The sequence below is a fragment of the Rummeliibacillus sp. TYF005 genome (genome assembly GCF_003844195.1).
GTDB lineage: Bacteria > Bacillota > Bacilli > Bacillales_A > Planococcaceae > Rummeliibacillus.
Genome location: NZ_ML122578.1, coordinates 1 through 20,934, shown reverse-complemented (window position 1 = coordinate 20,934; position 20,934 = coordinate 1). Strand labels below are relative to the sequence as shown.

17 protein-coding genes are annotated in these 20,934 nt (G+C 36.4%); 15 read left to right on the top strand and 2 right to left on the bottom strand.

Annotation, left to right across the window (positions count from 1 at the left end):
* The first annotated feature begins 2 nt into the window (after positions 1 to 2).
* The 4 genes from purM to purD all read left to right on the top strand — a co-directional run bounded on the left by purM (position 3) and on the right by purD (position 4,602).
* Positions 3 to 1,058, top strand: a complete 1,056-nt coding sequence (gene purM / locus CW357_RS14875; RefSeq protein WP_124218455.1) for a phosphoribosylformylglycinamidine cyclo-ligase — start codon at positions 3 to 5, stop codon at positions 1,056 to 1,058.
* On the top strand, positions 1,058 to 1,627 hold the full coding sequence (gene purN, locus CW357_RS14870) for a phosphoribosylglycinamide formyltransferase (RefSeq protein ID WP_124218454.1): 570 nt from the start codon (positions 1,058 to 1,060) through the stop codon (positions 1,625 to 1,627). Before purM ends, purN begins: the two co-directional genes overlap by 1 nt.
* A gap of 66 nt (positions 1,628 to 1,693) precedes the next feature.
* Entirely contained in the window at positions 1,694 to 3,229 is a 1,536-nt protein-coding gene (purH, locus tag CW357_RS14865; RefSeq protein ID WP_124218453.1) for a bifunctional phosphoribosylaminoimidazolecarboxamide formyltransferase/IMP cyclohydrolase, read from the top strand.
* Between the two features lie 101 nt (positions 3,230 to 3,330).
* Positions 3,331 to 4,602 carry a phosphoribosylamine--glycine ligase gene (purD, locus tag CW357_RS14860; protein ID WP_124218452.1) on the top strand — a complete coding sequence of 424 codons (1,272 nt, stop codon included), beginning with the start codon at positions 3,331 to 3,333 and terminating at the stop codon, positions 4,600 to 4,602.
* 139 nt (positions 4,603 to 4,741) lie between these two features.
* Here the strand turns inward: purD and CW357_RS18345 are convergent, their stop codons facing one another.
* Positions 4,742 to 5,479 carry a hypothetical protein gene (locus tag CW357_RS18345; RefSeq protein ID WP_119414393.1) on the bottom strand — a complete coding sequence of 246 codons (738 nt, stop codon included), beginning with the start codon at positions 5,477 to 5,479 and terminating at the stop codon, positions 4,742 to 4,744.
* A gap of 169 nt (positions 5,480 to 5,648) precedes the next feature.
* On the opposite strand from CW357_RS18345, the gene CW357_RS14845 reads away from it, so the two are divergent.
* The 9 genes from CW357_RS14845 (at position 5,649) to gatB (ending at position 17,713) form a co-directional block, all read left to right on the top strand.
* Positions 5,649 to 7,379: an adenine deaminase C-terminal domain-containing protein gene (locus CW357_RS14845; RefSeq protein WP_124218449.1), complete on the top strand. Its 1,731-nt coding sequence runs from the start codon at positions 5,649 to 5,651 to the stop codon at positions 7,377 to 7,379.
* 198 nt (positions 7,380 to 7,577) lie between these two features.
* Entirely contained in the window at positions 7,578 to 7,895 is a 318-nt protein-coding gene (locus CW357_RS14840) for a YerC/YecD family TrpR-related protein (protein WP_119414395.1), read from the top strand.
* Positions 7,896 to 8,053: 158 nt separating this feature from the next.
* Entirely contained in the window at positions 8,054 to 8,752 is a 699-nt protein-coding gene (locus CW357_RS14835; protein ID WP_119414396.1) for a heptaprenylglyceryl phosphate synthase, read from the top strand.
* A gap of 42 nt (positions 8,753 to 8,794) precedes the next feature.
* Entirely contained in the window at positions 8,795 to 11,038 is a 2,244-nt protein-coding gene (gene pcrA, locus CW357_RS14830; RefSeq protein WP_124218448.1) for a DNA helicase PcrA, read from the top strand.
* A 19-nt stretch (positions 11,039 to 11,057) separates the two neighbouring features.
* Positions 11,058 to 13,064: an NAD-dependent DNA ligase LigA gene (ligA, locus tag CW357_RS14825; protein ID WP_124218447.1), complete on the top strand. Its 2,007-nt coding sequence runs from the start codon at positions 11,058 to 11,060 to the stop codon at positions 13,062 to 13,064.
* Positions 13,065 to 13,080: 16 nt separating this feature from the next.
* Entirely contained in the window at positions 13,081 to 14,226 is a 1,146-nt protein-coding gene (locus CW357_RS14820) for a CamS family sex pheromone protein (protein ID WP_119414399.1), read from the top strand.
* Between the two features lie 285 nt (positions 14,227 to 14,511).
* The gene (gene gatC / locus CW357_RS14815) at positions 14,512 to 14,805 is read left to right on the top strand and encodes an Asp-tRNA(Asn)/Glu-tRNA(Gln) amidotransferase subunit GatC (protein WP_102693857.1); all 294 of its coding nucleotides are present in this window, start codon (positions 14,512 to 14,514) and stop codon (positions 14,803 to 14,805) included.
* A gap of 18 nt (positions 14,806 to 14,823) precedes the next feature.
* Positions 14,824 to 16,284 (top strand): Asp-tRNA(Asn)/Glu-tRNA(Gln) amidotransferase subunit GatA, encoded by a 1,461-nt coding sequence (gatA, locus tag CW357_RS14810; RefSeq protein ID WP_119414400.1) that lies wholly within the window; start codon positions 14,824 to 14,826, stop codon positions 16,282 to 16,284.
* Between the two features lies 1 nt (position 16,285).
* The gene (gene gatB, locus CW357_RS14805) at positions 16,286 to 17,713 is read left to right on the top strand and encodes an Asp-tRNA(Asn)/Glu-tRNA(Gln) amidotransferase subunit GatB (RefSeq protein WP_119414401.1); all 1,428 of its coding nucleotides are present in this window, start codon (positions 16,286 to 16,288) and stop codon (positions 17,711 to 17,713) included.
* Positions 17,714 to 17,791: 78 nt separating this feature from the next.
* On the opposite strand, the gene CW357_RS14800 is transcribed toward gatB, so the two are convergent.
* Positions 17,792 to 18,943, bottom strand: coding sequence for an MFS transporter (locus tag CW357_RS14800; protein WP_119414402.1), 1,152 nt, complete (start codon positions 18,941 to 18,943; stop codon positions 17,792 to 17,794).
* A 142-nt stretch (positions 18,944 to 19,085) separates the two neighbouring features.
* Here CW357_RS14800 and CW357_RS14795 point away from each other — a divergent pair, with 142 nt between their 5' ends.
* Together CW357_RS14795 and CW357_RS14790 are read left to right on the top strand one after the other, a co-directional pair.
* A complete protein-coding gene (locus tag CW357_RS14795; RefSeq protein WP_124218446.1) occupies positions 19,086 to 19,646 on the top strand; it encodes a thioredoxin family protein in 561 nt (186 codons plus the stop codon).
* Between the two features lie 246 nt (positions 19,647 to 19,892).
* Positions 19,893 to 20,810, top strand: coding sequence for a diacylglycerol kinase (locus CW357_RS14790; RefSeq protein WP_124218445.1), 918 nt, complete (start codon positions 19,893 to 19,895; stop codon positions 20,808 to 20,810).
* Positions 20,811 to 20,934: the final 124 nt, after the last annotated feature.

Here is a 20,934-nt window from a genome sequence, read left to right as displayed (position 1 = left end):
TCATGTCAAAAGCATATGAACAAGCAGGTGTGAATATCGAAGCAGGTTATGAAGCTGTGCAACGTATGAAATCACACGTAGAACGTACAGCACGTAAGGGTATTTTAGGTACATTTGGCGGCTTCGGTGGCATGTTTGATTTGTCTGAATTGAACTTGAAAGAACCAGTTCTTATTTCGGGGACAGATGGTGTGGGAACAAAACTAAAACTAGCTTTTATGATGGATCAACATGACACGATAGGTATTGACTGTGTAGCCATGTGCGTTAATGATATTGTAGCGCAAGGTGCAGAGCCATTGTATTTCTTAGACTATGTAGCTGTTGGTAAAGCTGATCCAGTGAAAATTGAAAGCATAGTAAAAGGTGTAGCAGATGGTTGTGTACAATCTGGGGCTGCATTAATCGGTGGAGAAACAGCAGAGATGCCAGGACTTTATGATATTCATGAATATGATTTAGCAGGTTTTGCAGTAGGGGCTGCTGAAAAAGCGAATATTGTAACAGGTGAAAAGATTACAGAAGGTGACGTGTTAGTAGGACTTGCTTCAAGTGGAGTTCATTCTAATGGGTATTCACTAGTGCGTAAAATTGTGTTTGGTGATGCTGGTTTAACACCAGATACTGTTGTTGAAGGCTTTGAGAAACTAGGCCCAATTGGTGAAGCATTACTAACACCAACCAAAATCTATGCTAAGCCTGTTCTGCAAATGTTAAAAGAGTGTGATATTCATGGTATGGCACATATAACAGGAGGAGGTTTCTATGAGAATCTCCCACGTATGATGACAGAAGGACTTGCAACTGCTATTGACTTAGGTTCATGGCCTGTGTTACCAATCTTTCAATATCTAAAACTACAAGGCAATTTACAACAACGTGATTTATATAATGTTTTCAATATGGGGATTGGTTTTGTATTAGCAGTACCTACAGCAGAGGCTGAGCGCGTCATTGCAATTGCACAAGAGCATGGTGAAAAAGCTTATACAATCGGTCGTGTCGTTGAAGGAAAAGGGGTTATTTTCAACGGTGAACATGATGGGAGTTTAGTATAATGGAAAAAAAGGCATCTATTGCAGTATTTGCTTCAGGTAGTGGTTCTAATTTTCAAGCAATTCAAGAAAATATTGAAAATGGACAATTACAAGCAACAATCGAATTAGTAGTAACGGATCATCCAGATGCTTATGTTACAACACGCGCAAAAGAAAAAGGTATTCCGGTATTAGCATTAAACCCAAAAAATTTCGAAACAAAAGAAGATTATGAAAAGAAAATCTTAAAGGTGTTACAAGAGTTAAAAGTAGAATGGTTGGTTCTTGCAGGGTATATGCGTTTGGTTGGAAAGACATTGTTATCCGCTTTTCCATCCAGAATAGTTAATATACATCCATCACTGTTACCGTCTTTTCCTGGAAAAGATGCCATTGGTCAAGCGATAAATCACGGTGTAAAAGTAACAGGCGTTACAGTCCACTTTGTAGATGAAGGTATGGACACAGGTAAGATTATTATGCAAAGAGCCGTTAATGTCATCGACTGTGATCTAGTAAAAACAGAAAAAGCGATTCATGAAGTAGAACACGAGATTTACTCAGCTGCATTGCAATTGTTATTAAAATAATAAGGCTATTATAGTCGAAATCTACATACCAGCATATTGTTGGCTAAACTCAAGGAGGAAATTGTTGTGTCAAAACGTGCGTTAATTAGTGTCTCTGATAAATCAGGTATCTTAGAATTTGCAAAAGAATTAGAGGCTTTAGACTATGAAATCTTATCGACTGGTGGAACTAAAAAACACTTACAAGAAAACGGAGTAAAAGTTACATCTGTAGATGAAGTAACAAAATTCCCAGAAATCTTAGGTGGACGTGTCAAAACGTTAAATCCTATGATTCATGGTGGACTTCTTGCAAAATATGACGATCTAGAACACCAAGCTCAAATGCAAGAGCATGGTATCGAACCAATCGAAATTGTATGTGTAAACCTATATCCATTTGTTGAAACCATTTCAAAACCAAATGTCGAATTTGCAGATGCAATTGAAAATATTGATATTGGTGGTCCTACAATGCTACGTTCAGCTGCCAAAAACCAAAAGTACGTAACTGTAATTGTAGATGCTAATGATTATCCTAAAGTACTTGAAGAGTTGAAAGCAAATGGGGCAACAACACTTGAAACACGCCGTCATCTAGCAGCTAAAGTATTCCGCCATACAGCTGCATATGATTCATACATTTCAAATTACTTAACAGATTATTTAGGTGAAGAATTCCCTGAACAACTAACATTAACATACGAGCTAAAACAACCACTTCGCTATGGCGAAAATCCTCACCAAAAAGCAGCATTTTATCAAAAACGTCTTGGTTCAGATTTCTCCATTGCATATGCTGAACAACTGCATGGAAAAGAACTTTCTTATAACAATATTCAAGATGCAAATGCTGCACTTCAAATTATTAAAGAGTTCAAACAACCAGCTGCTGTCGCAGTAAAACATATGAATCCTTGTGGTGTTGGTATTGGTGAAACCATTGCACAAGCATTCAACGAAGCTTATGAGGCAGACTCAACATCTATATTCGGTGGAATCGTAGCACTTAACCGTGAAGTAGATGCAGAAACGGCTGAAAAACTTGCTAGTATCTTCTTAGAAATTATTATTGCACCAGGGTTCACAGAAGCAGCAATTGAAAAATTAACTGTTAAGAAAAATGTTCGCCTACTAAAAATCTCATTTGATCAACAAAAACGTGATCAATTCAATACAGTATCTGTTGAAGGTGGATTGCTTGTTCAAGAACCAGATCGTAAAGGATTTGATGATGCAGAAATTACAGTAACATCTGAACGTCAACCAACTGAACAAGAATGGGAAGCTTTAAAATTAGGTTGGTCTGTCGTAAAACATGTAAAATCTAACGCAATTGTGGTAACAGATGACAAAATGACTTTAGGAGTAGGCGCTGGACAAATGAACCGCGTAGGCTCAGCTAAAATTGCATTGGAACAAGCAGGTGAAAAAGCAAAAGGAGCAGCTTTAGCATCAGATGCTTTCTTCCCAATGCCTGATACAGTAGAAGAAGCAGCAAAGGCTGGTATTACAGCAATTATTCATCCGGGAGGATCAAAGCGCGATCAAGATTCAATCGATGTAGCAAACAAATACGGCATCGCTATGGTTACAACAGGAGTACGTCATTTTAAACACTAAACTATTAAGAATGACTATTTTTTAAGATTTTTAACAAATATTTCATAAAAAGAACACGCCAGAAATTTGAGCGTGTTTCTTTTACATAAGGGGGACTCTAGTTGAATATTTTAGTTATAGGCAGTGGAGGTCGAGAGCATGCGATTGCAAAACAATTTGCTCATTCTCCATCTGTTCAAAATGTATTTGTCGCACCAGGTAATGATGGGATGGTACATGATGCTACTTGTGTCAAAATTGCTTCCACCGATTTTGATGCATTGATTACTTTTGCAAAGAAAAATAGCATTGATTTGACTTTTGTGGGTCCTGAACAACCTTTAGCTGAAGGAATTGTTGATGCGTTTACTGCCGAAGGATTACTAATCTTTGGGCCGACTAAAGCTGCTGCTCGAATTGAAGGTAGTAAATCATTTGCAAAAGAAATAATGCAAAAATATAATATTCCAACTGCAGCTTATGCAACATTTACAGATGCAGAACAGGCAACTTTGTATATTCAAAAAATAGGGGCACCTATTGTAGTAAAAGCAGATGGTCTTGCTGCTGGTAAGGGCGTAATTGTAGCGATGACTGAACAAGAGGCAATTGAAGCTGTCCAAGATATGATTGGTAACCAACGGTTTGGAGAATCGTCTTCTCGTGTTGTGATTGAAGAATTTTTAGAGGGTGAAGAATTCTCATATATGTCATTTGTGCACAATGGCCAAATTTATCCAATGGTTATTGCACAAGATCATAAACGTGCATATGACGGTGATAAAGGTCCAAATACTGGGGGAATGGGTGCGTATTCACCAGTTCCACAAATTTCTGATGATGTAATTCAACGCGCTTATAGTGAAATTGTAGAACCTACGGTAAAAGCAATGACTGCAGAGGGAACGCCATTTACGGGAATCTTGTATGCCGGGCTAATTTTAACAGAGGAAGGCCCAAAAGTCATCGAGTTTAATGCACGTTTTGGGGATCCTGAAACACAAGTTGTGTTACCAAGAATGACTTCAGATTTTGGCGAATTTATGATGGCTTTAATGCATGAACAACCATTTGACCTAACATGGTCACAAGAGGCAATGTTGGGGGTAGTAATTGCTTCTGAAGGCTATCCTGGTGAAGTGATAAAGGGAAAACAACTTCCAAATTTAACAGAATTGTCACAAAACTTTTTCATCTTCCATGCAGGAACTAAAGGACAAGATGACCAATATATAGGGAATGGTGGTCGTGTATTACTAGTAGCAGCAAAAGCATCATCATTAAAAGAAGCTCAACAAATCGTTTATCAGGGATTAGCGAAGGAAGATTGGAATGGATTTTTCTATCGCAAAGATATTGGATGGAGAACCTTAAAAGAAGAAAGTGTTCGATAAGAATTTTATATAAAATGGGATATTGGAAAATGATATTTTAAAACATTAAACCAAATCCCGATGGAATATAGATACTCCTCGTCTCATACTTAAAAGAAAAGTTTAAAAAACTGCCCGAATTAACTTCGGGCAGTTCACTTTACGATTGTCCTGTCGTTCCTTTTGATTTGGATTGCTGGTTAGAATTAGGCTGCTGGTTTTGGTTTGATTTGTTTTGGCTGGAATTAGCCTGTTGATTTTGCTTGTTTTGTTGACCAGAGCTAGCTTGTTGGCTAGAATTTGTTTTCTGGCTAGAAGCAGAAGACTGTTGGGAGTTGTTTTGAGAATTAGCTTGCTGCTTGTTTTGTTGTTGGGAATTACCTGAAGTGTTTGACATAGCAGAGTTTGTTATGTCTTTTACAATTTGCGTAACACCAGACAATGGATTATTCCCAGAGGATGTTCCAGCTCCTCCCATTACAGCAGAAGCTACTGCACTAAGTGTAGAATCCATACCAGAACTAGAATTTGATCCAGAACCGGAACTAGAAGAATTAGAGCTAGATCCAAAACCAGAGCTTGAACCAGAATTAGAGCTTGAGCTTGAACCGGATTTAGAACTTGATCCAGAACCTGCACCTGCTACTGAAGCCATGCCAGAGAGTCCTGTCTGCATTTCGCTCAAAAGTGAAGAAATAGAATTATTTAATACAGCCTTTGTAGGGCAATATTTTGAAATACCTTCTGCCATTTTCATCGCTCCAAAAATGATTAGAGCTCTTCCCTTTAAACAATCAGGTTTACGTACAAGCTTGCTAATACCTAGAGCTGTACAAGTAGCACCACAAGCAAATCGAGTAAAAGCACCTTTTGCACTTAAGTTTTCTTCTAAAGCCATCTACTCAACCTCCAGTTTGTAAATAATATTAAAACTTACTTGTTTACTTGGCTTTCTCAAAGTGCTATGATACGATATAAAATATAATAAAAACATCTAAATAGAAATTTTCATTTATAAAATAATCGTGCCAAAAAAGCGCACACTTTTAAGAAAGGAGATGGATGAAATGATTGATCCAGCGTGGAAAATTGGAGAAATTAGACAGCAAATTGCTGTTATAGATGGTAAAATTGCACCCAGCATTGTGTTAACGAATGCACGTTATTTACATAGCATGTATAAACGATGGATGCAGGGAAATATTTGGATTTTAGAAGATCGCATAGTCTATGCAGGTCCTAAAATGCCAGCAAATACAAAAGGAACAGAAATCGTAAATGTGAAGGGACAAACAATTGTTCCAGGCTATATCGAACCACATGTACATCCATTTCAACTTTATAATCCCCAATCATTAGCGGATTATTCTGCTCAACTAGGAACAACTACATTCTTCTCAGACAACATGACATTCTTTTTAAAAATCAGCAACAAGAAAGCGTTTTCAATTTTGGACCAACTAAAACAATTACCATTTTCATATTATTGGTGGGCTCGATTCGATTCACAAACAGAATTACTTCATGAACATGACTTATTTACAACTACATCTATCCATGAATGGTTGGAACGTCGAGATGTGTTATTAGGAGGAGAGTTAACAGGCTGGCCAAGATTAATAGCTGGTGATGATCAGATGCTTTATTGGTTACAAGTGGCAAAGTCATATGGTAAGAAGATTGAAGGACATTTACCTGGAGCATCTTCTCGTACTTTAGCGCGTATGAAATTGTTTGGAACAGATGGGGATCATGAATCTATGACACTAGAAGAAGTAGAGAATAGAATACTTCATGGTTATGCTGTTACATTGAGACATTCTTCAATACGCCCTGATTTACCAAATCTTCTAAAAGAAATTTTAGATAAAGATTTAGATATTTTTGATCATTTGATGATGACAACAGATGGAGCAACTCCATCATTTTATGAAAACGGGCTAATGGATCAATGTATCCAAATCGCACTAGATGCGGGTGTTAATCCGATTGATGCGTATCAAATGGCAGCATATAATGTCGCTCGTTATTACAATATGACTGATCTTCATGGCTTTATAGCAACAGGCCGCTATGCAACATTGAATATATTACAAGATGAATATCATCCAGTACCTTTAAGTGTTTTATCAAAAGGCGTATGGCTAAAACGTGATGGTAAAAAGGTACAATCTTTGGATGGTACTGATTTTTCTGCATTAGGTTCTTTAGATATTGATTTTGATATTACAGAAGAAGACTGTCAGTTTTCAATGCCATTCGGAATAGAAATGGTAAATGATGTGATTACAAAACCGTACAAAGTATCTGTGCATACTAATGATGGACATTTAAGTGAAGAGCATGATGAATGTTATTTAATGTTGATCGATCGTCAAGGAAAATGGCGCGTTAATACATTGATTAAAGGTTTCGCAAATAAACTACAAGGCTTTGCATCTTCGTATTCTTGCACTGGGGATATCATATTAATAGGGAAAGATATTCAGGCAATGTTACAGGCATTCCGCGTGATGAAAGAGATGGATGGCGGAATTGTCATTGTTGAAAATGGTGAGGTCGTCGAACGCTTGCCGTTACCAATTGGTGGAGGACTTTCAGCTGAACCTCTAGAAAAGCTAATTGAGCAAGAAAAGGCACTAAAAGTTGCATTAGCAGAACGAGGATATCCACATGGAGATGCGATTTATACGTTACTATTTTTGCAATCTACACATTTACCATATATTCGAATTACACAAAGAGGCATTTTCGATGTGATGAAGAAAAAGGTCCTATTTCCGTCTGTAATGAGATAGTAGTGCTTTAAAGCATTAAATTGAAATTCACATCTACATGATGGTAAAATGTTTATGATAAGATATCGATGTTTAAGGGAAGCGGCGAACTTAAAAACATGCAACATTTGTGTATGTTTTGTCCATCATGGGATCAACTTAAACCTTCCAATCCTGGACTAAATCGCTAGGAACCCAAATAGGAAGGAGGAAATGGTAATGCAAATTGAGAAAATAAAAGGCCATCAAACAGACCAACTATTTAAAGCTGTATTAGAATTAAATAATATAGAAGAATGTTATAAGTTCTTTGACGATTTATGTACAATCAGTGAAATTCAATCATTAGCGCAACGTTTTGAAGTGGCGCATTTATTACGTTTGAAAAAAACTTATGAAACGATAAAAAAAGAAACAGGTGCATCTACTGCAACAATTTCTCGTGTACGCAGATGTTTTGATTATGGAAATGATACTTATGATGAGATGTTGGGACGTCTTTATCCAGACGAAAAGCCTTTCCAAGCTCCTAAATAAGACCAACTTTTGAATGTACGAACATAAGGATTAAGAAACTGAACAGATTCTGTTCAGTTTTTTCCGTTTTAAGATGATAAACTATTTCGCTAATAGTAGCTAAAGGGATGTTTTGTGTATACTGTTAAGAGACAGAAATATAGTTAGGTGGGGAATGTATGGAGATAAAAAATTGGCAGCATGTGTTCAAAGTAGATCCGGCAAAAGAAATATCAGATGAAGACCTTGAAGCATTGTGTGAATCAGGAACAGATGCCATTATAGTAGGAGGAACCGACGATGTAACAATTGATGGAGTTCTTGATTTATTAGCTCGTATTCGTCGTTTTACAGTTCCTGTGGCATTGGAAATTTCTAATTTAGAATCAGTTATACCAGGTTACGATTATTATTTAATCCCTACAGTATTAAATAGCGATGATACAACTTGGGTAAAAGATTTACATCACGAAGCTATTAAGGCATTTGGTGATGTAATGGTTTGGGATGAACTAATTGCAGAAGGATACTGCATTTTAAACAGTGATTGTAAGGCAGCTAAAGTGTCGAATGCAAAAACAGATTTAGATGTTGATGATGTGATTGCATATGCAAGATTGGCTGAAAAGTTCTTTAGACTACCGGCTTTTTATATGGAATATAGCGGCACATATGGTGACCCAGAATTAGTTAAAACGGTTAGTCAAGAACTTGAACAAACACAACTCATTTATGGTGGGGGCATTACTTCAATAGCTCAAGCTGAAGAGATGGCAGAACATGCAGATACAGTTGTTATTGGTAATGTCATTTATGACAATATTAAAACAGCCTTAAAAACAGTATTAGCAGTAAAATCAGTGAAAGAAAAATTATAATAGAGTATAATTAGAACAAATGTTTGTATAAGGTGGTGCGTTATGGAACAGCTTACGAAGAATTTATTAAAAGGTATGAACAAAGAACAAGAAGAAGCTGTCAAAACGACAGAAGGGCCACTACTTATAATGGCAGGTGCAGGCTCTGGTAAAACGCGTGTTTTAACACATCGAATCGCGTATTTAGTTATAGAAAAACAAGTATATCCTTCTAAAATCTTAGCTATTACATTTACGAACAAAGCAGCACGCGAAATGCGAGAACGAATCGATGGACTGCTAGGTAATGGTACAGGAGAACGCATGTGGGTTTCAACATTCCACTCTATGTGTGTAAGAATATTACGCCGTGATATTGATCGAATTGGTTTTAACAAAAACTTTTCGATTTTAGATACATCTGATCAGTTAACAGTCATTAAAAACGCTTTGAAAGAGTTGAATATTGATTCAAAACGTTTTGATCCACGTTCAATGTTAAATGCAATTAGTTCTGCAAAAAACGAATGCGTAGATGTTAAAACTTATCAACAACAAGTAAATGAGGCAAATCCATATGAACGTACGGTGGCACAAGTATATGAAAACTACCAAAAGCGTTTACGGAAAAACCAAAGCTTAGATTTTGATGATTTAATCATGCAAACAATTCGCTTATTTGAAGAAGTACCTGATGTTTTAGAATACTATCAAAATCGATTCCAATATATTCATGTTGATGAATACCAAGATACGAACCATTCACAATATCGTCTTGTGAAAATGTTGGCGAAAAAATTTGAAAATATTTGTGTAGTAGGGGATTCTGACCAATCAATTTATCGTTGGCGTGGTGCAGATATCCAAAATATATTATCTTTTGAAAAAGATTATCCGAAAGCAAAAGTTATCATGTTGGAACAAAATTATCGTTCAACTTCTCGCATCTTACAAGCAGCAAATGACGTCATAAAGAATAACGCTAGTCGTTACCCTAAAGAGCTTCGAACGGATAACGAAGAGGGCGATAAAATTTTTGTTTACCGTTCATATGATGAAAAGCAAGAGGCACAATATGTGGTGAAGACTATTCAAGAATTGATGGAGACAGAACATCGACAGTTGGATGATTTTGCTATTTTATATCGTACGAATGCTCAGTCACGTGTGATGGAAGAAATGCTAGTGAAATCGAATATGGGTTACACCATTGTTGGTGGAACAAAGTTCTATGACCGTAAGGAGATTAAAGATTTACTCGCATATCTACGGTTAATAGCCAATAATGATGATGATTTATCATTAGCACGTATTATCAATGAACCAAAACGAAGCATTGGTGCAACATCATTTGAACGTATGGCTCAGTATGCAATTGATCAGGATCGCTCGATCTTCGATGCATTAAATGAAGTAGACTTTATGGGGTTATCTGCAAGAGCAACAAATGCCGCAGCAGCCTTCCATACAATGATTTCTAACTTTACTAAAATGCAAGAGTATATGTCTGTTACAGAATTAGTAGAAGAAGTACTGGATAAAACCGGATATCGTACGATGTTAAAAAATGAAAAAACAATCGAAGCAGAAAGCCGACTAGAAAATATCGATGAATTCCTAACAGTTACAAAAGCATTTGAAGAACAAAGTGATGATAAATCATTAATAGCATTTTTGACAGACTTAGCATTAATAGCAGATATTGATACACTGGATAAAGAAGATGAATCCAAAGGTTCTATTGTCTTAATGACAATGCACTCTGCAAAAGGCTTAGAGTTCCCGGTTGTTTTTATCATCGGCATGGAAGAAAATATTTTTCCACACTCTCGTTCACTCCAAGATGAAGATGAAATGGAAGAAGAAAGACGTTTGTGTTATGTAGGAATTACGCGAGCAGAACAACGATTATATTTGACATGTGCTCAATCACGTACGATTTTTGGACGTAGTAGTTTTAATCGTCCATCAAGATTCTTACAAGAAATAGGCACAGAAATTTTAGAAGAAGTTTCTACAAATGAGCATTCTTCAAGGAATAATTACTTTAGTTCATCGAATCGTCGTACATCTGGATATGTTGCGCCGCAAACACATAAAACAGTTATTACGTCAACGTATAAACAAACAGGTGGCGATCAAATCGGTTGGAAGGCAGGAGACAAAGCTGCCCATAAAAAATGGGGGACTGGCACAGTGGTTGCTGTCAGAGGAGAGGGAGAAAATACCGAATTAGATATTGCTTTCCCAAGTCCAACTGGTATTAAACGATTATTAGCGAAATTCGCTCCAATCGAAAAAGTCTAAGCATAATGGAGGAAAACAAATGGATAGAATTCAATTGGAAAAGCGTGTAGCAGAGTTAAATAAGCTTCTTCATGAATATGGACATGCCTATTATGTATTAGATAATCCGGTTGTACCAGATGCAATATACGATCAACTTCTACATGAACTAATTGCTATTGAAAAGGAAAATCCGGATTTAATCTACCCTGATTCCCCTACACAACGAGTGGGCGGTGAAATCCTTTCTGGCTTCCAAAAGGTGACACATCAATATCCTATGTTGAGTTTAGGAAATACTTTCAATGAAGGCGATTTGAATGATTTTGATCGCCGAGTTAGATCAGTTATTGGTGATCACTTCTCTTATGTGTGTGAGTTAAAAATCGACGGCTTAGCTATTTCACTACGGTATGAAAATGGATTATTTGTTCAAGGCTCTACACGAGGAAATGGGACGATTGGCGAAGATATTACAGAAAATCTAAAAACAGTACACTCTGTACCATTACGTTTAACTGAGCCTGTCACGATTGAAGCACGTGGGGAATGTTATATGCCAAAACGTTCTTTCACCAATTTAAATAAGGCTCGTGCAGAAAACGGAGAAGAGCTATTTGCAAATCCACGAAATGCTGCAGCTGGATCTTTACGTCAACTAGATCCTAAAATTGCTGCAAGCAGGAACTTAGCGACGTTTATCTATGCGGTAGGTGGAAGTGGTGAAGCATATGGTTTAACAAGTCATAGTGAAGCTTTAGATTATATGGATCATTTAGGTTTCCAAACCAATCATGAACGTCGTAAGTGCGCAAATATAAAAGAAGTGATGGCTTATATCGATGAATGGACTGAAAAGCGACCAACATTACCGTATGAAATCGATGGTATTGTCATTAAAGTTGATCGCTATGCTCAACAAGCAGAACTGGGAAATACAGTGAAAGTCCCTCGATGGTCAATTGCTTATAAATTCCCGGCTGAAGAAGTTGTGACAAAGGTATTAGATATTGATCTAACAGTTGGACGTACTGGTGTTGTTACACCAACAGCTATTTTAGAACCTGTACAAGTTGCAGGAACTACTGTACAACGTGCCACACTGCACAATGAAGATATTATCCGTGAAAAAGATATCCGTATAGGGGACAAAGTCATTATTCGTAAGGCTGGAGATATTATTCCAGAAGTTGTGTCTGTATTATTCGACCAACGTAGTGACGATAGTGAACCGTTTGCCATGCCTACGCACTGTCCTGTATGTGAAAGCGAATTAGTTCGTATAGAAGGCGAAGTGGCATTACGTTGTGTTAATCCGCAATGTTTCGCTCAAATCTCAGAAGGAATGGCGCATTTTGTTTCCCGCAATGCGATGAATATTGATGGCTGTGGGGAAAAGGTTGTTGAACAATTATTAAAATCAGAACTTGTCAAAGACGTTTCTGATTTATATCACTTAAAGGTAGAAGAACTTGTTCAATTGGAGCGCATGGGTGAAAAATCAGCTACAAACTTAGTAAATGCCATTGAGGAATCTAAAAAGAACTCTTTGGAAAGATTATTATTCGGTTTAGGAATTCGCCATGTAGGAGCTAAGGCTGCAAAACTTATTGCTGAAGAGTTCGAAACGATAGATCGTTTAATGTCAGTAACAGAAGAAGAACTGATCAATGTATTTGAAATTGGTGAAAAAATGGCAGACTCCATTGTTTCCTATTTCGATAGTGAAGATGTGCAGGCATTAATAGCACGTTTACGTGAAGTTGGCGTAAATATGAAATACTTAGGCAAAAAAGTAAATGCAGAAGAAATCGTAAGTGCATTTGTAGGCAAAACAATTGTGTTAACTGGTAAATTAGAACAATTGACACGTGAAGAAGCAAAGGCGAAAATAGAAGAACTAGGTGGAAAGGTGACAGGTAGTGTAAGTAAAAAGACTGACCTTGTCATTGCCGGAGCAGAGGCAGGCTCAAAACTCACAAAGGCCGAACAACTTGGTATAGAAGTGTGGAATGAAGACCGCCTTATTGCAGAACTAACTGAGTAAAGGAGCTTTCAAGACTATGAACCGTCGCTTATTACCAGCAATGGTTGTAACAGCTATGCTAGCGGGCTGTAGTTTACCTTCTTTATCAAAAGATTCAACAGTCGTACAAACAAACCAATCCAAAAATAAAGAAGAAACAACAATTATTCCTAGTATGCAAATTGATGACCAATATTACCGTACACTTTTACCATATAAAGAAAGTGCAAGTAGAGGTTTGATTGTTTCAAACATTAATACAAAATATGATGTAAAAGAGGCCGAAAGCGGTCTATTACGTTTATCTCAACAAGCTTTTGATCCATCCAAATATTACTTCCAAGAAGGACAATATTTAGATAAGGATACAGTCACTTCGTGGTTATCGAGAAGTAACCAAGATCCTGCTGGGCTAAACCCAAGAACAACAAAAAATATGACACCAACAGAACGTGCAAAGAATGCACCAATCTATTTGGCTCATATCGTCGAACAAAATTATTTACAAGAAACAGGTAAAAACAAAGTCAAACTAGCAGGTATTTCAATCGGACTAGCTTTGAATTCTGTTTACTATTACCAAAAAGAACAGTACGGTGCCACTTATGAGGAAGATATTCCGCAATCTAAATTAGAAACTGAAGGTAAGAAAATAGCTAAACAAGTCGTGAAACGATTACGTCAAATCGATGGATTAGCTGAAGTACCGATTACAATTGGATTATTTAAACAACTAAGTCGTTCATCCATTGTACCAGGTACATACTTTGCTTATACTGACGTTGATCAGGGTAGTGCGACGATAAAAGATTGGAAAAATATAAATGAAAAATACGTACTTTTCCCAACAAGTGATACGAACAATCAATACCGTGATATAAACGAAAACTTTACTAATTTTAAACATGATATTGATAAGTATTTTTCTAATTATACTAATATCGTAGGAACAGGATTCTATCAAAATAATAAGATTCAAAAACTAAAAATCGAAATTCCTATTAAGTTTTATGGTACTTCTGAAATTATCGGTTTCACACAATATATGTCTGGTGAAGTTATGGATCAATTCCCTAAAGGTCTGCAAATAGAAGTAAACGTTACATCAGTGAATGGCCCAGAAGCATTAGTTGTAAAAGAAGCAAATTCAAATGAACCATATGTCCATATTTATAATAAATAGATAAAAAAGTTGGCTACCAAAGAATTATGATTGGTGGTCAACTTTTTATTTTTAATATGTGGCAGGAACTTGTTTATGTCGATAAATTGTATTTTTTTTAAAGTGCCAATTTTCTTATTAAAATTTAGATATAATGGAAATTAGGCAACATTTTCAATGTGAAGTATACCAAACCCTTTGGTTTCAAGTGTTCAAACGCGCTTTAGTTAGTAACAGTATCTTGCGCATTTCTTTAGAACAATGATATTATTATCGGTATGGTTATTGATTTCGGAGGTGTGAAAAATGGCAAAACTTTCAAAAGAAGAAGTTAAGCACGTAGCAAATCTTGCTCGTCTTGCAATTACAGAAGAAGAAGCTGAAAAATTTGCAGCTCAACTAGGTGCAATTACTGACTTCGCTGAACAATTAAACGAACTAGATACAACAAACGTAGAACCTACAACTCACGTATTACCATTAGTAAATGTCTTACGCGAAGATGTAGCAGTTAAAGGTTTAGATCGCGAAGTTATGATGAAAAACGTCAAAGAACAACAAGATGGCTTAGTCAAAGTACCACCAATCATTACAGAATAATAGTAAGGAGGGACAACCATGTCACTATTCAAAAAATCAGCGGCAGAATTACAAGAGCTACTACATAGCAAAGAAATTACAATCGCTGACTTAACTCAAGAGGCTTACAATCGCATTGATGCAGTTGATGACGAAGTAGGTGCATTTTTAGCATTAAACAAAGAAAACGCTTTAGCACAAGCAAAAGAAATGGAAGAAGTACCTTTTGAAAATCGTGGTCCACTTTATGGTTTACCAATTGGGGTCAAAGATAATATCGTAACAGAAGGCTTAGAAACAACATGTGCTTCTAAAATTCTAGAAGGCTTCAATCCAATTTACAATGCAACAGTTGTAGAAAAACTAAAAGAAGCTGGTATGGTTACAATCGGTAAATTGAACATGGATGAATTTGCAATGGGTTCAGCAAATGAAAACTCTGCGATTAAACCTGTTCACAATCCTTGGAACTTTGCCCATGTACCTGGTGGCTCTTCAGGTGGTTCAGCAGCAGCAGTATCAGCAGGAGAAGTACCATTCTCATTAGGTTCAGATACAGGTGGTTCGATCCGTCAACCAGCTGCATATTGCGGCGTAGTTGGGATGAAACCAACATATGGTCGTGTATCTCGTTATGGTTTAGTTGCATTTGCATCATCTCTAGACCAAATTGGACCAATCACTCGTAACGTACGCGATAACGCTTTAATCCTTGAAGCAATTGCAGGCGTTGATGAACACGATTCAACTTCAGCAAACGTAGAAGTACCTCACTATGTAGACCAATTAACTGGCGACATTAAAGGTTTAAAAGTTGCTGTACCAAAAGAATATTTAGCAGAAGGTGTAAATGAAGGCGTTCGTTCTGTAATCCTAGCTTCTATCGAAAAACTAAAAGAACTAGGTGCAACAGTTGATGAAGTATCTCTTCCTCACTCTAAATACGCTCTAGCTGCTTACTATATCTTATCTTCATCTGAAGCATCATCTAACCTATCTCGTTTCGATGGTATCCGTTATGGTTATCGTGCAGAAGCAGCTAACTTAGATGAACTTTATACAAAAACACGTGCGGAAGGTTTTGGCGATGAAGTAAAACGTCGTATCATGCTAGGTACTTATTCATTATCTGCAGGTACTTACGATGCTTACTACAAAAAAGCACAACAAGTTCGTACATTGATCAAACAAGACTTTGATAAAGTCTTTGAAGAATATGATGTCATCGTTGGACCAACAACTCCAACTACTGCATTTAAACTTGGTGAAAACATTGATGATCCGATGACGGTTTATGCAAATGATATCTTAACTGTTCCTATCAACCTTGCTGGTGTTCCGGCTATTTCAATTCCATGTGGTTTTGATAATGGTCTACCAGTTGGTTTACAAATCATTGGTAAATACTTCGAGGAAGGCACAGTATACCGTGTAGCAGATGCATTTGAACGTGCTACAGACTTCCACGAAAAAACACCTCAAACTTGGGAGGTAAAATAATATGAACTACGAAACAGTCATTGGTTTAGAAGTACACGTTGAGTTGAAAACAAAATCTAAAATTTTCTCTCCATCTCCAAACCAATTTGGTTCAGAACCAAATACAAACACTTCTGTTATTGACCTTGGTTACCCTGGGGTTCTTCCTGTAGTAAACAAAGAAGTAGTCAACTATGGTATGCGTGCAGCATTAGCGCTAAATATGCACATCAACCAACATACTAAATTTGACCGTAAAAACTATTTCTATCCTGATAATCCGAAAGCATATCAAATTTCACAATTTGATAAACCAATTGGAGAAAATGGTTGGATTGAAATCGAAGTTAACGGTGAAAAGAAACGTATCGGTATTACTCGTATCCATATGGAAGAAGATGCAGGTAAACTATTCCATGGTAAAAACTCTTCATTAGTCGATTACAACCGTCAAGGTACACCTTTAGTTGAAATCGTATCAGAACCAGATATGCGTACTCCTGAAGAAGCATATGCATACCTTGAAAAACTAAAAGCAATTATTCAATATACAGGCGTTTCAGACGTACGTATGGAAGAAGGATCATTACGTTGTGATGCCAACATTTCTATTCGTCCTTATGGTCAAAAAGAATTTGGTGTTAAAACAGAACTTAAAAACTTAAACTCTTTCAGTTTTGTACGTAAAGGTCTTGAATATGAAGAACAACGTCAAGCAGCTGTATTAAATGCTGGTGGCGAAATTAAACAAGAAACTCGTCGTTTCGATGAAAAAACAGGTAAAACAATCCTAATGCGTGTTAAAGAAGGAACAGATGATTATCGTTACTTCCCAGAACCAGACTTAGTTGATATTGTTATCGATGATGAATGGTTAGAACGCGAAAAAGCGCTTATTCCAGAACTTCCTGATGCTCGTAAAGAACGTTATGTAGCAGAGTTCGGTCTACCAGCTTATGATGCTCATGTATTAACACTTTCAAAAGAAACTGCTGATTTCTTCGAAGCAACTGTAGCAACAGGTGCAGATGCAAAACTATCATCTAACTGGTTAATGGGTGAAGTTTCAGCTTACTTAAATGCTGAACAAAAAGAACTTTCAGAAACAGCACTTACTCCTGAAGGTCTTGGCGGTATGATTAAATTGATCTCTGCTGGCACAATTTCTTCTAAGATTGCGAAAAAAGTATTCAAAGAACTTGTGACAAACGGTGGAGATGCTGAAAAAATCGTTAAAGAAAAAGGTCTTGTTCAAATTTCTGACGAAGGCGCACTTCTTAAAATGGTTACAGAAGTACTTGATAACAACGCTCAATCAATCGAAGACTTCAAAAATGGTAAAGACCGTGCAATTGGCTTCCTAGTTGGTCAAATTATGAAAGCAACTCGTGGACAAGCTAACCCACAAATGGTCAACAAACTTCTTTTAGAAGAAATTCAAAAAAGATAATTTAAAATAACAAAAAATAGAGCCGACAAATTTTAGAATTTGTTGACTCTATTTTTTTATGTTAATAAGTGTATTTCATTATGATATAGAAGTCTTTTTACTATGTTGGATTAGTAATATGAATCCGAATATTCCAGAGAAAAAGGAAATAGCAGAGATGGTGTAATAGAAAACATGTCCACCAAAAACATTGTAAAGAAATCCTCCAACTGATGAAGAAATAATTCCCGAAATTCCAAAGAACAATAATGCTAAAACAGTTTGTCCGGTTGCTCGCCATTCACGAGGGACAATTTGATACAAATACTGAATTGCAGCTGTGTAATAGATTGGAAATGTCAGCATTTGTAGAGTTTGAATAATTGCTAGCAACACGGGGCTATCAACTAAACCTGATAAGAAAAAGCGAAGTGCATAGCAAAAGATTGCAATTGTGATAATGAGTAATTCTTTTCCTTGACGCAACCATAAATAGCTTAAGGCAAAGACGACAATCTCAGAAGCCGCAGAGATAAAAAATGCAATCCCAACAAGAGAAGTATCGCCACCTAATGCATCAATATGAATTCCTAGAAAAGTATCATTCATACGTGCTGGGATAGAACTAGTAAAAATCAATAGTAAAAACAATATCATTTCTTTATTGGTTAAGAGTTTCTTCAAGCCGTCAATTGTTACTGGAGTTGAGGAGGTTGGGGCATCAGGAAGCTTCCACATGATGATGAAGCAAATGATACCTAAAATCACAAATAGTATTGAAATACTATTCATACCAAACCATTTCATCACATAGCCTACAACTAACGATAAGACTGCATAACCGAGTGCTCCATATGTACGTACAGATCCGTAACTAGTTCCAGCTGCTTCTGTCATTGTATAATTTAAGCTTTCCGTCAACGGATCTAGTGGCATTAAGAAAAAGTAAACGAGCATGGCAATAATAACTAGTCCCCAAAAGCTGCTCATATTGAATAAGATAAAGCCACTTATAGCAGTAGTGAAGATTAAAAAAAGCATAACCTTTCTCAATGTTTTCGTTTTATCACTTATCATTCCCCATAAAGGTTGAGCAATGATTGTAACAAAACCACCTGCACCTATAATAAGCCCCACATCGCTCGTTGACAGACCCTGTCCTTTTAAAAATACAGGTAAAAAGGGAATGAATAGAGCTAATAAGCCAAAAAACAAAAAGTTATGACCCTTTAAAAGAATTTGTACATTCAATGAATTCCATCCTTTCTTTATCCAATGAATAATATTACAGAATTTATGAATAATAGACAAATGAACGAATTTTCTCACTCTAACATTGTTTTTTTGCGAAAAAAATTGGAACCGATTACACTATTAGCAGGAGGGATAGAATATGAAAACAGAACAACAATATTTTAGTGAAGGTATGCCAATTGAAGATTATATGGAACAAATGACAGTACACAAAGATGATTGTTTTAATGTTTATAATAGTTTTGAATTTCCTCAAGATGAAGATTTTATTTCGTTATTAAGTGAAAGAAACCCCCATATTTTAGTTGTTACGGAAGATTGGTGTGGCGATGCGATGATGAATAATGCAATTCTTCGCCGTATTGCAGAAGTAGCGAATATAGATGTCAGAGTAGTATTCCGGGATCAGAATTTAGAACTGATGGATCGGTATTTGACAAATGGCGGTCGCTCAATTCCAATTTATCTGTTTTTAAATGATCAAGAAAAGGTAATTGGTAAATGGGGACCACGTGCACCACAACTTCAAGAATATGTGTTGAAGGAAAAAAGTAAATTGCCAGCACAAGATGATCCAACATTTGCAAAGAAGCAAAAGGACTTATTTTCAAATATTACAAAAGAATATGCGACGAATGACCAATTCTGGGGTTGGGTTTATGAAGATATTAGTCGAGCACTCATATTAGCACTTGCGTAATGGAAAGATTTGCAGAACATGTCTATTTCGGTATAAAATATATAAAGGTTCATAAATTGAACGAATTCTTTTAAGTAGCTGCCTCTGTAATAATGAAATGAGACAGCTTGTTTTCTTCTTGTTTTAATTTGGAGTTATTGGATGAAAGTGGGGTAGTATCTAATAACTAAAAATAAAAATTTGAAACTATTACCTGAGGAATTCGTTATCATATATTAGAATAACTAGAGTAGGAAGGTAAAAAAGATGAAGCGAGCACGTATCATTTATAACCCTACTTCAGGACGCGAGATATTCAAAAAGCACTTGCCTGAAGTATTAGCTAAGCTAGAAGTTGCAGGTTACGAAACATCTTGTCATGCGACAACATGTGCGGGAGATGCAACTACTGCTGCCAAAGAAGCAGTTGAAAGAGAATTTGATATTATTATTGCTGTTGGTGGAGACGGTACTTTAAATGAGGTCGTTGCGGGTGTTAGTGAATTTGATCATCGACCAAAAATTGGATTGATACCAATGGGAACTACCAATGACTTTGCACGTGCAGTGCATATTCCACGTGATATCGATCGTGCAGTTGATATTATCATTGCAGGAGATAGCATCCCTGTCGACGTTGGTCGAGTAAATGATCGTTATTTTATCAACATTGCAGGTGGAGGAAGAATCACCGAGCTAACATATGAAGTGCCAAGTAAACTTAAAACGGTATTGGGCCAATTAGCGTATTATTTAAAAGGCATTGAAATGTTACCATCTATTAAAGCAACTAAAATGCGTATTGAATATGATGGAGAAGTCTTTGATGATGAAGCTATGATGGTTCTGATTGCCTTAACTAATTCTGTTGGTGGGTTTGAAAAACTTGCTCCAGATGCAAGTTTAAATGATGGGTTATTCTCCATCTTTATCTTAAAAAAATGCAATATCGCTGATTTTGTAAAAATTGTATCTCTTGCAATTCGAGGCGATCATATGAAAGATCCTCATTTGATTTATGCTAAAGCTAGTCAGATAAAAATTACATCAGATGAAAAGGTGCAATTGAACTTGGATGGTGAATATGGTGGCGATGTGCCAGCTGAATTTAAAAACTTAAAACGCCATATTGAGTTGTTTGTGCCAATTAATGATATCCGCGAAATTGATCGTATAAAAGATTAATGATAAAAACAAAAGGCTAGAAAGTGTTTACGTTAATACTTTCTAGTCTTTTTTTGTGTTTAAATACGATACTTGTGATTGCATTAATTTTTTATGGTTCTATACTAATTGTTGGGGTTGTCAA